This window comes from Bacillus cereus (assembly GCF_015071065.1).
Classification (GTDB): Bacteria; Bacillota; Bacilli; order Bacillales; family Bacillaceae_G; genus Bacillus_A; species Bacillus_A cereus_BA.
Genome location: NZ_VOVA01000022.1, coordinates 36,327 through 52,118, shown reverse-complemented (window position 1 = coordinate 52,118; position 15,792 = coordinate 36,327). Strand labels below are relative to the sequence as shown.

Below are 15,792 nucleotides of genomic sequence, written 5' to 3'. Positions count from 1 at the left end.
AAGAATTATAGCCATGATAAGGCTATGGGGTTTCAAGTAAGGAGTTATAGCCATGATAAGGCTATGGGGTTTCAAGTAAAGAATTATAGCCATGATAAGGCTATGGGGTTTCAAGTAAGGAGTTATAGCCATGATAAGGCTATGGGGTTTCAAGTAAGGAATTATAGCCATGATAAAGCTATGAGGTTTCAAGTAAGGAGTTTTAGCTACAATAAGGATACGTGATTTCAAGTAAGAAATTATAGCCATGATAAAGCTATGTAATTTTAAGTAAGGAGTTATAGCCACAATAAGGCTAGATGATTTCAAATAAAATGTTATAGTCATAATAAGGTTGTTTACTAATGTAGCAAGATATTTAAGTGATAAGAAAGGAATCAATATAAATGAATAAAATGAAAAATAAAGAATGTACGTCATTATATTAGTTTAATTGAAGTGTTAAATTATCTCATCTTTTTTATAAATTTCGCCACTTTATTTACAATCAACAATTGAAAATGTATTGTAAAGTAGTAATTTTATAAATAGGAACAGTTTTTCGTATTCTGACAGAAGACTCCTTCCTCAAAAATGTGAAGGTGTGAAATCCCAATTAAAGGTGGGAGATGGATGTCAGTAGGCATAGGCCTACGTTTTTTTGTATACTGTAGATATAATATGAAAAAGTGAGGTGCAACCTATGCTAGTAAATAAAGCATATAAATTTCGTATCTACCCGAATAAGAAACAAGAAATATTAATTGCTAAAACTATAGGTTGCAGTCGCTTTGTATTTAACCATTTTCTTGCTCTTTGGAATGATACTTATAAAGAAGCTGGAAAAGGGTTAACTTATCCCTCTTGCTCTGCTAAGCTTACTCAATTAAAGAAGAAACAGGATACGATTTGGTTAAAAGAAGTAGATAGTATCGCTCTTCAATCCACATTGAAAAACCTCGCAGATGCTTTTTCACGTTTTTTTAAGAAACAGAATGAGATTCCACGATTCAAGTCTAAAAAGAATAAAGTACAATCCTATACAACCAAATGTGTAAATCGTAATATCACCATTACAGGTAATGTAATAAAGTTACCTAAACTTGGTTTCGTTAGATTTGCCAAAAGTCGTGAAGTGTCAGGGCGTATCCTACATGCTACAATTAGACGTTACCCAAGCGGTAAATACTTTGTTTCTATTCTTACAGAAACAGAAGTACAACCAGTCGAAAAAACAGGTTCATCTGTTGGTATCGACGTGGGGCTAAAAGATTTTGCTATTCTTTCTCATGGGACAACATATAAGAATCCTAAATTCTTCCGTACATTAGAAGAAAAGTTAGCGAAAGCACAGCGTATCCTTTCTAGAAGAATGAAAGGTTCTTCCAACTGGAATAAACAACGTGTGAAGGTTGCAAGGATCCATGAACATATTGCAAATACAAGAGCTGATTACTTACATAAACTTTCTACTGATATCATCAAAAACCACGATGTTATCGGCATGGAAGACTTACAAGTCAGTAACATGCTCAAAAATAAAAAGCTTGCAAAAGCGATTAGTGAAGTGTCTTGGTCACAATTTCGAACAATGTTGGAATATAAAGCAAAGTGGTATGGCAAACAAGTGGTTGTGGTATCTAAAACATTTGCTTCTAGTCAATTATGTTCCAATTGTGACTACAAAAACAAAGATATTAAAAATTTAACCATTCGTGAGTGGGATTGTCCTTCTTGTGGCACACATCACGATAGAGATCGGAACGCAGCGCTCAATCTTAGAAATGAAGCCATTCGTCTCTTAACCGTAGGAACTACGGGGATAGCCTAATGAATTAGAAACCGTTAGGGTTCCGTACTTAGGAATCTCACAATTCAAACAGTCTGTGAGGATGTTAATTGGTGAGTAGTTCAAATAATTAAAGACAAGCACATAAGATATGAAGTGATTATGCTAAAGTATATAATAAATCATAATTCCGCACAGATTATTCTGAAAACACTTTAACTTTACGGCTGTGTAGCCATCATATAGCTATGACGTTTCACATTTTTAAGATTCAAATTATATTCATAATGAACATTGTTAGGAGGTATTTAAATATGGAGAAAGTATTAGTATTGTTCAGTGATGCCCTCCTACTTGCTGCTCCAATTTATGAAGAAAATAAGCAGTTATGGACCAAATGGAATAAATATTATAATGAAGTACAAGAGAATCACGATAAATTAGTAACATCAGCTAATATGTCCCCTTCCTTTTCAACACTTGTTTCTTGGTTAGGTCAGAAACAAGAGCAAGGAATATCGTTGTTGAACATTTATGCCAATCTGAATAAATATAAAATTGAGATTCAAAATGTACTAGATAAGATCATTGAACAAGAATTTGGAGAAAAAGTTGAAGCAGTTGAACCAACTCAAATTTCAATTTTTGAAGATAGTCAGGTAAAAGAACATATAGAAGATATATCTGATGATTACTATCCTGTAACTAATGACGCAATGTATTATCAATTACGTGATGGAATAGCAAAAAATCAGTTTGAAGAAGATGAAGCAGCAGCAAACCCGGTATTACCATTAGAAACGAAAAATTCAAGCGGAGTTGCACAACTATCCTCACATAAGGACGAGGATTTGAGACTAGTTAACACAAACGAAGCAGAAAGATGGTCTATATTGGTTGATGGAGTAATTAGTAATATGGATGATCTTACAGCAGATTGTTTGGATACTATTACAATCCAGTGGCTAAATCAAGCTAAATCCCCAGACGAATTTATAGACTTTAGTTATGAAAATGTATTGGAATTGTGCAATATGCCAAAAGCATCTGCAAATGGTGTAGAATATTATCGTGCAGAAGATAAGATAAAAATAGCGCAACGTATTGCAGCTTTGGCTAGTATCTTTATTTATTTGAATGATGATAATGAAGTTGTAGTACTGAACGATCGAGCAGAAACTGGAAAGCAATTCGAAGTGAAACGTGAAGTTATCAAAAGGCTTTTTGTACTAGATTCTGTAGTGCTATGGAGAGATAAGAACACAAATGAATATATGGGGATAGAATCCTGCAAGATTAAACCAGGCAGCTTCTTGTCGGGGTATTTGTATGGTTCTAATATTACAACTGCTTTATTATCGAAAAAAGCACTAGAATATAATAGCTATAGACACAAGTTTCATAAACGGTTAATACGTTATTTATCATGGCAGTGGAGAATCCGCCAGCAATACAGTACTTTAAAAAGACCATACTCAATTGGTGGGGAAAAAGGTTTACTATCTGTAATTGGTATCAAAACTACGTCTGGACGCCCACACCGAATTCGAGAACAATTAGAAAATGTTTTAATTGACCTAGAAAAAGAAAATGTCATTTCACATTGGGCATATGCAGAAGAATTGGATGAAACAAAGATAGGAGAACGCAATTGGTTTAAGAATTACTATGAAAAACTGGGAATCATTATCTTACCTCCAAAAGAATTGATGAACAATATAGATAGTATGGTAAAGAAAAAAGCTATAGATATGCAAGAGAAGCAGGATGACCATTATATTGCAGATACAGTAAAACAAACGACTGAAGGATCAGAAGACATGATTCGAGAAAAAATTATGTATCAGCATATGCATCAAAATAGAACAATGCGTGAGATAGCAGATGAAATAGGTTTATCCCCTGCTACGCTATCAAGATTTTGTAATAAAAAAATGAAACGCATTTCAAAAAGTGTTAATGAAAAACTTAACAAGTGGTATGAAAGACAAATGATTATAGAATCTATGTGAAAAGAAGCAGATACCTTATTACAGAGGTACCTGCTTCTTTTTAGTTTGATCATTTTCTGCCTGTATTGCTCCATAATCGCGCTCGATTGTGGAATAATTTCTATTGGCTATTCCTAAAATCAGAAACCACTTATTTAATTTCCCCCCCCCCTTTACTTTACGTGAAATTCGTTCAACTACTCGGGGTATACCGAGTGTATTTTTGTAAATAATAAGATTGTTAAACGTTAAATTGAGGAGGGTTTGTATGCAACATCATAAAAAATCTATAGAGAAGTCTGGTTCTATTATGAAACCAAATTTTGCTGAAACTGATGCGCAAAAAGTAAAACAAGAAATTCAAAATGATGTAAGAGAAGGACAAGGAGCAATGACTTCCCGAGAGGCGGGGGCAATGCGAGATTAAGAAACCACTCCTTACTGGTTTTTTATTTTTCTTCTCTAAAATTTTAACCAGTAAGGAGTTATTCCATAATCTGGACCTTTAGTGGAGTAACTTTATTGCTACTCAACAGTTCCTTAATCCTCCTTTCAGTTCAGGTCTTCTTTTCACTATCCTCCCTTTAAATAAACTGATTCAAAGGGACAAAACATCACAACTTTTTTATAAACACCGTGACTTTATTTAAAAGCGACAACAGTACGATTATATGTAAAAGTTGTATCGTATTCTGGTTTTGTTTCTTAAAAAGTCTCCTGTTGCTTTGAAATAAAGTTTATTTCATGTAAGTATTTCAATTAGAAACAATCTATTTTTCGTTTGACTTTTCCAAAAGGAAGTTTAACTGGCTTAGATATAAAGAATTCCAAAATTGTCTATTATAGTCATCATCGTTTATTAATATGTTATTATCAAATTCCACTAATTTGTTCTTTAATTCATGAAAAGTGTTTATTAGGTCACGATCTTTGTATTGTTCCTGCTCTATTAGTTGAACCCAATAATTTTTAAAACAATTGAAGCAGCAATACATCTTCTCTATAGAAGAATTGACAAAATTTCTTTCAACTCTTTCCGTAATTTCATGTTCTAACTCATATATTTCTCCTGTAGGCTGGTAGATTGTAATTAGATTACCTGAATCCATATTGCTCCCAATAACGAGGTATGATTTAAACTTCTCTAAACTTGCTAAAAAATTTTCTGTATATTCTTTATCTAAAATAGATAAAGAAAAATCATTTTGTTTTGTCCATTCTACTACATCTAAAAGAAAACCATTAGAATAAGTATAAAAATCCACATTGAGACATTCGAATTCATTTTCTTTAATTTGATGATTAAGTATAAAATCTTTACTATCTATGGGTAAATTTAATTTGTCTATATCCAATGTCTTTCCTCCAAATCTTAATGTTTAATATTTTCCTTCGTTTCTTCACAAACTCAATTAAATTTTAGCATAAAGAACTAATCTCTTTTCGGAAATATGCATATGAAATAATAAGAAGGTATGAGTTTGCAACCCACACCTTCTTATCCGAAGAAATATTCAGTATCATATTTTCATTATATACATAGCGTATCAATCCTGATCAATGTCACCTTCGATATATTGACTGAGTTTATCTTTAATTGCTGCACTTTCTGGAGTTACTTCTGCCACTTTTCGTTTGTGAAGTCGAGAGCCTTCTTCCATTTCATCTGAAGATATTGTATTTTCATCATCTTGAGAAACAGTAGCGGCCATTTGTTGTTGCAACCATTGCATTGTTAGGTTAGAAGTTGTATTTTTACCGTTGATTTCTGCAGTGCGTTGAATTTCCTGTTCCTGCTGATTATGAGTGACAGTAGATGTGTAAGCTGGCTCTCTGTACTGTGGTGTATGCTTCGTCCTTGGCACTTCTATAGGAGTTTCAGTAATAACTGGTGCTTTATTGTTAAAATCAATAGGCTCTCTATGTGTACCTGTATTTGGTACATTCTCTTTTTGAATATTCACCACTTCATTAATTTTTACGTGTTCTGTTGTATTGTTAGTAGGAATTGATGCTGTAGTCTCCCCTTTTTCAAGTCTTGGGGCAGATTTTCTTGAGTTATCTTGCACAGGCTGATTAATAGTTAACTCAACTTCATTGTTAGTTTCATCCTCGTTACTATAATAATCGTAAGTATCAGGATTTAATGTCTGTAACCAACCTTTAATAGCAGTAGGAGCAGGTGCAGGTGTGCTTAATTCCTCAATTACATTTTCTTCACTATCAACATCTGTATCTGTAACATAATCATTATATTTAATTTCTGCATTTAACGACTCTTCTCGAATCTTTAACCAATAAGTAGCTGCCTCTGCATCAACTTGAATTTTAGCAGTTTTAAACTCTGTGGCAGGAACAAAGTTTGCGTTTACTTGTATTCCTCCTTGTGGGGCATTATCTTTTACAATTTTAGCGGCACACTGAAATGCTTTTTGAATCAATATATCATTTTCAGAAAGAATTGGTACCTCTGTTTTCGAATAAGAGTATGATGTTCTACGTGTGCTTTGTGTTTTCGTTTCAGCTGTAACCATATCAATTTCTTGATCACCTTCACGTGCTTCATAGATTGTTTTTGTGCCCATAAGTTTGCTAAACAATTTAGCGTCTTCATTAGTAACATCACCATAAACAAGTTTGTTACGAAATGTACCTAATAGAATATCCATAAATCTTGGGCCATGTTCAATTGCTAATTGACTAATTGTTTGTGCAATAACAGTAAGAGGTGCTTTATATTTACGTGATTGTGCAGGGAAGCTTTTAAATGCCTTGTAAATGTAATCAGCAAACTCATCGACCAAAACTGGATGGTATGGAGATACGTTAGGTTTACGACGGAAAACAGCATTTTGCACGGCGTATAAACATAATTTACCGAATACATCAGATAGGTCAGAAAGTTCACCTTTTGCTGTGTTGATTAAAAGGATTCCACCAAATTCTAGATGCTTTTCAAAGTCAAAATTCGATGGACCACATAATACACGTCGGAGCAATGGTTGAGCAGAAATATCATTCAATGTGTTTCGTAAACCACGAACAAAGGTTTCTTGTTTGTCAATAATCTTCGGCTGTCCATAGTATTTCCCTTCAGTATGATAGACTACTTCCCCTCCCCCACGACCACCAGAAATTTCAGGTACATAATTTAAATTAAACCATTCATCCACCTGTTTCATTATGCGCCAATGATTTCGTTCATCTCTATCAGGGATAGATTCAATATCATTTGGAAGTCGTTCTTTTAATTTGAGATGCATCTCAAAAACGAGGTTAGCATCATTATACATATCGATTAAATGTTCAAATCTAGCTTCAAAGTTTGAATCGTGGAGTTTTAACAAATAAATATGTTGTTTAAGATGAGAACGCTCAGATTGAACGAAGAACGGATTTCCTGCTCCATTATCAGAGAGCCCCGTTAATACGGAACATAACATCTCAGCAACTTTATCAACTGGCCCACGTACAAAATTTATAGAAGGGGTATCAGGATTCGTTGGATCTAAATAGAAAATAACACTTTCGGGAATCTTGTGTGCTAATACCAATTTATATACTTTTTCGCAGAAGTCATTAGATGGCTCAATAACTGTAAGACCATTTACCTGCGTTCCTTTTACATCCTCTGAATGATAATCTTTTCTTGCATATAAGACTTTAAAGTTATTAATCATTGAAGCCATATAATCAAGAATTTGATTAGCAATTGGTAAACCTAGTGCAGCTGATTTACCTGTACCAATGTTACCGATGATCATTATATTAAGTGTTAAAGACTTACCCTGTATTACTGCCATTTCTCGCGTAGCGCTGTTAGGGCCGAGAAAGATATCAGGCTCTGGCAGTTTTGAAGGTTTTTTTTCAGTGAAAAATCTGTGTAATGAAGTAGCAAGTTTTCGTTGGCGATCATCATTCAAAAAGGAAAGCATCCAACCAGGTATTTTAAACACGTATTCCCATTTACCGAATTCATCTAATAGCTCTTTTTTATGTTCATAAAAAATCTTAAAGAGCCATAAGAGTACGAGAATAATAATAATTACAGGTATAGCAAATACAAGGTGCATGATATTACTAAAATTTGAAAGTATAGTATCCTCTAATCCTTTGTCATTTAGTGAAACTTCTCCAGCTTTCGAATTTAAGAATGGTATGAATATCCTAGCTAATGGAACACTAAACGCCCATAAGTACTGGGCAACTATTCCGATTAACATCATTGAGAAAATAAACCATCTACGTTTTATCTCCTGATAAGTCTTAACCTTAGTTGAAAGCTGCCAAGTATAAATTAATATCCAAAAGCTAAAAAAAGTTTCAATGTAATAATGAGTATCGAACGGATTACCAAAGATACTTAACGTAGGTAATGGAGCTCCCATTTGAATTGACCAAAAAGAAGCGTATTTATATATTCCTCTGAAAGCAAAATACCAAGCTAGTAACAGTAGTAATGTAATTACGTAGTATGATGAGCGAGCTGCTAGACGATATTTCCAGCTTTTTGTAATGTCAATTGTGACTGTATAGGATTTTTGTTTGCTCTTTCCTGCTTTTGGATCTTCCTCATTACCTGGTGTTGTATTGAGTTCAGTATTCTTTTGAACTGCATTCTCCAAATTCTTGTTTCACCCTCTCCTTTAACGAATAAAAAGCAGCGGTGAAATTAAGCAATTCAGCAGAAGTAGCCAATAAAATATTCTCTGGTGCTATGGTATTGTGATACAAGTCAGTAAAAATGGCCTGCTGCCCATGCTCTAATTCATCCGCTTCATATATTCCCAAAATCTTAATTGGGTTTAGTGTTCGGTGTTGATTTTGCATGGCCAACAATCCTGATAATTGTTGTAATTTAAAGTGTGCGTTAACCTCCCCTATCTTAAGTATTGTTAATATACAAACTATTTCTAAGTAATCTAAAGAATTTTTTTCTTCAGCAGGTGATTTTTTTTGAAATACCAAAATGTCATCTGTTAGCTCAAGCAGTTTATAATGCTGAATCCCTTTCGCTTGGATTTCATTTTTATTAGATATCCACTCTGTTGAATAAGAAAAATAAGGGTCTATGTTTAAACATTCGGTGATTTTTTTGAGCAGATGACCTTTGTTTGAACTATTAATTTCGCGAATTTCTTGCAGGATATTATTTACTACAAGTGCCGAACTACCCATATTACATACGTAAACATTTAGGTTGTTCACTACACTTAAACGTGGAATATTGCCAAAAGCTTTCTTTAAATTTGTAACACGTGTAGTCCGTTTTTTGTAAGTAGAAATGGTATGGTAGGAATCATCAATAACAGAGAATAAAACGTAATACCGTTTAGATGGGTTAGCAGCAGCAATATCGAGATATTTTTTTAATTTATTTTCTAAAAACGGAATGTTTTCTGATCCTGTATCAACTTCAATATTGATAATAGAATCGTTACAAGTAATAACCCAATCCGGAATTATTAATGGGTTTCCCATTGAGTCTGGATAAAACTCTTTAGATGGACGAAATGAATATACGAGTTGAGGTAGATCTGGTTGGAAGGAAACGGATTGAAGTTCTGGCTGAAATATTTCGCAGTATTCCTCATCTTCGTACAAAAAGTGGACATCATTTGAAGTGGAATACAGCAGGTTTGGCAACTGTAAGTTTTGCTTCACAATTTTGTTGAGCGGGAATAGATAATCTCCATTACCACCTACAATTGCGCCGGTATGTTCATTAGTTGATTCTGCTTCAAGTAAGTTTAATATAAATTGCGTAATTGCTATATTGTGTTCATATTGCCTTTTAGTAACATACGAGGTGCTACAATCAGAGATCAATTTTAACCGATATAATATTTCAGCCCCTTTTGAAGAAATAGAAACGAAATCCAATGTAAAGCCTCGCTTTTTTCTCACACTTATATTTTCTTTTTTTATTAATTTCATTTTTGCCCACTTAGTTAACTTTGATGAAAATGTAGTTCGACTTATAGGATCCCCACTTATCAATTCATAAAATTTGCGTAATTGAATTTGAGATACTGTTCGCTGTTCATATAAAAATAAAACTGTAAAAATGTCAGAACGATTAAAATAAACTCCACGATCATTTTCCCCGACGATATATTTAACGGCATGATCAAATGATTTTTTCAATTTTAAACACTCCCTTGATATGGAAATAATATACGGAAACTTGCATGAAATCGAGTGCAATTGTCATGAAATAAAAGCAATTAATGTTGGATAAATTAAGCAGTTCAGAACATAAAAATGATTAAAGTATATTTTAACTGAAATTTGCAAAAAAGTAACCCGTTATCCCCTATGAACTCTTGATTTAAAACCACATATTGTATCGTCAGGTGTGAGTAATAAAATTCAATGATATCAAGTAGAAATTTGTTATTAGAGTTCGTCATATATACTTCGACATAAATAAGAGGACATATGACGAACTCTAATGATGAAATAAGGGTTCGTCATGTGTATTTCGTCGTATATGTTGTAGAGTATCAAAAATAGATAAAATATACAGTGAATATACTTTTGCATAGATGAAATTAAGTATTGAACTGAATTTTATTTAATTCTGTAGAGGTAGCTGTTTGTCAGAAGGAAAAATCACATCATAAAAGAAATAAGTTAATAAACATAATAAAGTAAATGAAAATTGTGTATATTTTATATTTTGCATGTTACAATCTGATTTAAGGGGTGAAAAAATGCGGAATTGGAACACTGAATATGGGTTAATAACAAAGATAATACAAAGTGAATTTGAAACGGACTTTCTTTATACCAAAGTAATCAACACATTAAATAACGAATATGAGATAATTCCAATACAGTTTGCAGCTCTAGATCCTTATAAAACGTATAATACCTCACAAGTTAGTAGAATTTTGAGGATAAAATCTAATCAATTAAGATATTTAATCAATAAATACGGTGAATACATCCAATTAATAAAAAAGAGAACTAAATATGTTATTTCATTTAAAGCTGTATACAAGATTTATTTAGTAAATCTATGTTTAACAAAGAAATTAATTAGTTTGGCTGAGTTTAACAACATCATGACTTTACATGTTAGTTATAGCGATTATATTGATATGAAATTGACAAGTTATACTGAGAAGTTTACAGAACTTAACTACAAAGAGAGCCAATTGAATGAAAATGAATCACAATTTTATGTATTATTCCTGCAAATCTCAGAAATAACTACGGAATTAATAAAAGAAATAACTAAATATAACATGACATTAACATCCCCTTTCCTTTCTGTTGACAACAGAGAGAGAAATGAGTTGGTAAATAAGAAGCGGGATCATGAAGTTATTTTCAATAAACTAAGTGTTTTATATAAAACTTTATAGTTAAAAGAGTAATACTTATTAAGTATTACTCTTTTTTTATAGACTTATTTATACGCCTTATATATAAGTCTTATAAATAAGACGTGTAATGATTTGTGATAATATTATATTGACATGAAATTAATATAAAAGTATATAAATCCTTTATTTATAGGTGTTTATATATAAGTCTTATATATAGTTCGTACATATAGGTTGTATAAGTGTAATAAGCATGATAATAGCATTATATTTTAGGAGTATCATATATTGAAAATATAAATCTAGATAAAATTCTACATAAATACTGTATTCTTATTTAGTATCCGATAGTTATTGTTAGTTATATGAAATCTGATATTAACATGTTCTGTTTACTACGTATATGAACGACTTACATATACGTCTTATATGTTAAATGTTGATATATAAGAGATTAATTCAATTTTAAAACGTACAAGTCTTATATAAGTCTTGTATATAATGACTTTATATAAGACTTATATATAATGACTTGATATACGTCTTATAATGATGTAATATATTTTTAGGAATAATTAACCAACGTTTTAAGGGGGGGACAACTTGAACGAGGTATTAAGTGAAAAATATAAACAGAACAAATTTACTCAAGAAGTTGTGGAAATGTTCGCAGACATTATTGAAGAAGACGAAATACTGTACAATGTATTTCATTACATAGGATCTCAAGTAAACAAACAATACCAAGAGACAAAGTATATGAGAGGTATTTCAATAAATGAGATAGTAGAAAATGTTGTTATTGATAGGAGAGTAAAGAAGCCTAAGGGTAAATCTTATTCGTTAGAACTTGAAAGAACTAACATTTCAAGAAGATCAGCAGAGGGAAGTGTTGGCACTTTAGCTTCTATGTCATTAATAACAGAAAAGATTATGCATCCGTATAAGTTCTTAATTTCGACAATAAGAGGACAACAAATTTTAGTTGAATTAGAGAAACGTAAAAAATAAGTAAATAGAATAAAGGAGAGATACAATAATGGCGAAAAACTTTCTGAAAAACGAAGTTGCGGTAAAAATGACTATGGTTGGTTTTGGGCAAGCTGGAACTAGAATGGTAGATAAGTTTGCTGAGTATAAACATACAGACGGTACAGCAGTTTATAATTGTCTTGCATTAAATAGTAATGACGGAGATTTAGCTGAACTGAAACATGTTCCAAAAAGTAATCAAGTTTCACTAAAATTAGGTGGTTTAGGTAAGAATCCTGAGCGTGCTGTAAAGGTTTTAGAATCTAATGATGAAGCTAAAGATAAATTAAAAGAATTTATAACGGAACGTGTAAGACCATCTGATGAATTAGTGCTATTTTTTGCAGGTTTAGGTGGTGGCACAGGTACATCTACAATTATTAAAGCAATTGAAGAATTCTCTGCTTTTCATAATAAACCTGTAATCGCGGAAGAACTTAAAAGTATGGCAATGAAAGTTCCTAGAGAAGAATTAATAGCAAATCAACAAAAGTATGCAAGAATTGCATTCAATAATGCAATTGAGCGTAAAGATTTTATTAAAATGGGTATTGTAGTTACACTTCCAGTTAGAGCAGATGGACCTGATGTACTGAGACAAGTAAATAAGTTTTCACAGGAAATTTGGAAGTTAGCTAATGATCCAGCTAAAGGCGTTGCATTTGTTGTATTTGGAGATAACCAACATTTTTATGATGAGTTTAAAGGATTAAACGAAAATGAGAAAAAAGGTATTGCAAACTCACGCGACTATGCAAATCAGCGCATTGGAGATATTATTCATGAGTTAAACACAGCTGCAAACGGTTCAGGAACATCAGTAATTCTAGATTCCCAAGACTTTAAACGAATTTTGCTAGAAAAATCAGGATGTTTAGTAATTAATAAGGTTTCACGTAATATGAATCAAATTGAAAATAGTAAAGAAATTGTAGATATGTTCTCAGAATCATTGAAAGGAAGCTCATTCCACCATCCAATTGACCTGATGAAGACAAATGAAAATGGAGATTTAGAGGCATCAAAGGTGCATCATTTTGGCATGTTAGCAATTTTAGATGAACAAAAGAACATTGATGATTCATTTATGGATGATGCTAAAGTAGAAGTAACAAATAAACTCCCAATCAATGGAACTGTTTTTAATGGTTATTTAGTTAGTAAAAATGACTTTATGGGTAGCGTGTATACTTTCTATAAAACAGATGCACTACCATCACGATTATCTAAAGGATTAGTTGAAGAATATAATGAATTTAAAGAAAAACAAAGTCAAATTCAATATACAAAGTCTCAAATTAATACTATTGAAGCGCAAGACTCGGATGATGATTTCAATATTAACTTTGGTGATTACTTTGAATTAGAACCAGTTAAAGATGAAGAACCACAAGCGCAAAATGATGAAGAATTAGCCGCATTTATGGATCCAGATAAGATGTTTGGAACAAAATAAAAAATAAGCCTGGAATTTTCCAGGCTTATTTTTCTGTTTTCATTACACTTTTCATATATTCAATCATGTTCTCATCAATATAGTTTTCTATGAAAAGTTGTTTTCTCGCAAGATCTTCCTCTTTTTTAAACCAACCAACTTTTTTAATACGAGTTTCTTCTGGTTGTGCACTCCACTCTCTTTCAGCTTGTTTTCTTAACTCTGTACGCGCTCTATGTTGAATTATCATATTATCTAGTCTTTCTTGCCTTTGGCGCTCTTTTAACATTTCAGGGTCTTCTGGTTCAGGGAGCACTGCACGTATAGCATCTTCAAACTTCCCTTGATACTCTAATTCAATGCTTCGTAAATGCATTTGAATCTTTTGCTCTACTATTCTTTCAATAGTCGCTGCAGCTTCCTGCATGTTTAATTGGGTTGAGACTTCACTGGTTTGATTTTCTGGAGAAACTAGTCTTAGTTCAAATTGATGTGGTAAAAGATCAATAATTGCATCTAGTGACCACTTTTCATCCCTCTTTTGCTTGATAAATAAAGCTATGTCTAAATCCAGTGTGTTATATAACTTTTCATTTGTATTATTGGTTCTTAATGTTCCGTGTAACCCCTTTTCCTCTAGGATATTGAACCAATTGTATACAGTATTATGATGTCGGCCTACTAGTTTTGAAAACTCTGTTATTCGCCATGCTTTTTCAAAAGCATCTTCATGGCTAGAGTTTGTATTATTTGGCTCAGTATGTTCAGTTGTATTTTGGTTACCTTGTTCAATCATTGTTATACCTCCTTGAAATATAATGGCGACAGTAAAATGGAATTAACATAGAAAGTGAGATTAACATGTTAAGTGTTTTTCGACGATATAAACCTAAATACCTCTATCGATTGACATTGACATGAAATATATCATTGATATGTAAAGTATCACTTATTAACATGACGTTGATAAATAAGGGTTTAAACTAACTATTGTTAATGTCTTGTTAATAATTTGTTAGTCATTAATGGTTATTGTTGCTATGAAATTAACAAATTAGTCTACAATATATTAATGATAAGAAAATATGAGTGATTTGTAAATAAATTATAAAGATATAGTATTAAACTTAAAGACTTAAAAGCTAAAAAATATGTATAAATGTAAAACAAAAAGTCCATACTAATAGTAAGTAAAGGCCTATATTTATTATAACTTATGATACTCGGTAGTAGAAAACTAAAAATTGTATAGTTAATTGGTTTCAGTGGGTCTTTAGAATGCACATGAAGGTTATTATAGGTTATTGAACTACTTTTAATGCGGTTTAATATAAACTCACTTTTTCTAGGGGTCACCGCCCTTTACAAGTGATCTCTATATAATCAAAATTGATTCATACAATGGCTACTTTTAAATCGGAAGTAATAAAAAACGATTTATTGTTTTTGGCTACTATCAAAATGCTTTTAAGAATGATATCTTCTCCGGCTTATCCAGTGAATTTTGCTATAGAAAAAAGCCTTTTAATAGATGTAGAATCTAAATCTCTATTTGTATATTCTCAATTTTAGAATCGATAATTGTTAATGTTATGTCAATACGAATTGGTGATAGTTGATATAAAACTACCATTAATTGATAAATAGCCCTATTAACATGTCAATCTCAGGTTATATATCAATGATAAATAAAGAGAAAACTGTTGATTTTTTTGTGTTACTAATAAGAAACTGTCAATTGTATGGAGTTCTTGTTAGTTTCTAGCCACAATTATAGTTCTTTTAGGATGTTTTCTTTTTTTATTTTTCAATAGAAATCTGTTGTGGTAGATAAACTTTTAACTAATGCAGATTTCAACTATTTAATTGTTAATGTCATATTGATGTTAAATACAAATTATTGATATGACATTAACAATATAGACAGCATTTCTCTATACGTATTGCTTTTAGACTATATATCAATGATAAACAAAGGGTGAAAACCATTGAATTGCTGTCGTCATTTATTATTGCGATTAAATTTTAACTATGTTTTGATAGTGTCGAAACATTTTCAAGGATAGATCATCACTAGATTCAATTCGAGAAAACCGTCACAGAAGAAAATTTTCACCAATATAGATTTTGAAATCTTGAAAGCTATAAACACTTTTCCTTTTTTGACACATTATTGTTAATGTTATATCGATATCAACTAGAATAATGTTGATAACAAAAGAAAACAAGTGC

Annotated in this window: 11 protein-coding genes; 7 read left to right on the top strand and 4 right to left on the bottom strand. The window is 31.8% G+C overall.

The genetic code is table 11. The features are described 5' to 3' along the window. From FT637_RS30140 to FT637_RS26540, 4 genes are all read left to right on the top strand, one after another. Positions 1-225: hypothetical protein (locus FT637_RS30140; protein ID WP_227493974.1), on the top strand; the 225-nt coding region annotated here is incomplete at its 5' end. Positions 226-682: 457 nt separating this feature from the next. Beyond that, positions 683-1,810 carry an IS200/IS605 family element RNA-guided endonuclease TnpB gene (tnpB, locus tag FT637_RS26550; RefSeq protein ID WP_193648807.1) on the top strand — a complete coding sequence of 376 codons (1,128 nt, stop codon included), beginning with the start codon at positions 683-685 and terminating at the stop codon, positions 1,808-1,810. Positions 1,811-2,082: 272 nt separating this feature from the next. After that, entirely contained in the window at positions 2,083-3,780 is a 1,698-nt protein-coding gene (locus FT637_RS26545; protein ID WP_193648806.1) for a helix-turn-helix domain-containing protein, read from the top strand. A gap of 247 nt (positions 3,781-4,027) precedes the next feature. Further along, a complete protein-coding gene (locus FT637_RS26540) occupies positions 4,028-4,186 on the top strand; it encodes a hypothetical protein (RefSeq protein ID WP_193648805.1) in 159 nt (52 codons plus the stop codon). A gap of 343 nt (positions 4,187-4,529) precedes the next feature. Here FT637_RS26540 and FT637_RS26535 read toward each other — a convergent pair whose 3' ends face one another. The 3 genes from FT637_RS26535 to FT637_RS26525 form a co-directional block, all read right to left on the bottom strand. Then, positions 4,530-5,114 (bottom strand): SUKH-4 family immunity protein, encoded by a 585-nt coding sequence (locus FT637_RS26535; protein ID WP_193648804.1) that lies wholly within the window; start codon positions 5,112-5,114, stop codon positions 4,530-4,532. A gap of 192 nt (positions 5,115-5,306) precedes the next feature. Then, positions 5,307-8,384, bottom strand: coding sequence for a type IV secretory system conjugative DNA transfer family protein (locus FT637_RS26530; RefSeq protein ID WP_193648803.1), 3,078 nt, complete (start codon positions 8,382-8,384; stop codon positions 5,307-5,309). Next, entirely contained in the window at positions 8,356-9,906 is a 1,551-nt protein-coding gene (locus FT637_RS26525) for a replication-relaxation family protein (protein WP_193648802.1), read from the bottom strand. Before FT637_RS26525 ends, FT637_RS26530 begins: the two co-directional genes overlap by 29 nt. A gap of 539 nt (positions 9,907-10,445) precedes the next feature. On the opposite strand from FT637_RS26525, the gene FT637_RS26520 reads away from it, so the two are divergent. The 3 genes from FT637_RS26520 to FT637_RS26510 all read left to right on the top strand — a co-directional run bounded on the left by FT637_RS26520 (position 10,446) and on the right by FT637_RS26510 (position 13,581). Beyond that, positions 10,446-11,132 (top strand): hypothetical protein, encoded by a 687-nt coding sequence (locus FT637_RS26520; protein ID WP_193648801.1) that lies wholly within the window; start codon positions 10,446-10,448, stop codon positions 11,130-11,132. 564 nt (positions 11,133-11,696) lie between these two features. Next, entirely contained in the window at positions 11,697-12,104 is a 408-nt protein-coding gene (locus FT637_RS26515; protein WP_193648800.1) for a hypothetical protein, read from the top strand. A gap of 28 nt (positions 12,105-12,132) precedes the next feature. After that, on the top strand, positions 12,133-13,581 hold the full coding sequence (locus FT637_RS26510; protein ID WP_193648799.1) for a cell division protein FtsZ: 1,449 nt from the start codon (positions 12,133-12,135) through the stop codon (positions 13,579-13,581). Between the two features lie 25 nt (positions 13,582-13,606). Here the strand turns inward: FT637_RS26510 and FT637_RS26505 are convergent, their stop codons facing one another. Next, a complete protein-coding gene (locus FT637_RS26505; RefSeq protein ID WP_193648798.1) occupies positions 13,607-14,356 on the bottom strand; it encodes a MerR family transcriptional regulator in 750 nt (249 codons plus the stop codon). Between the last annotated feature and the right edge of the window lie 1,436 nt (positions 14,357-15,792).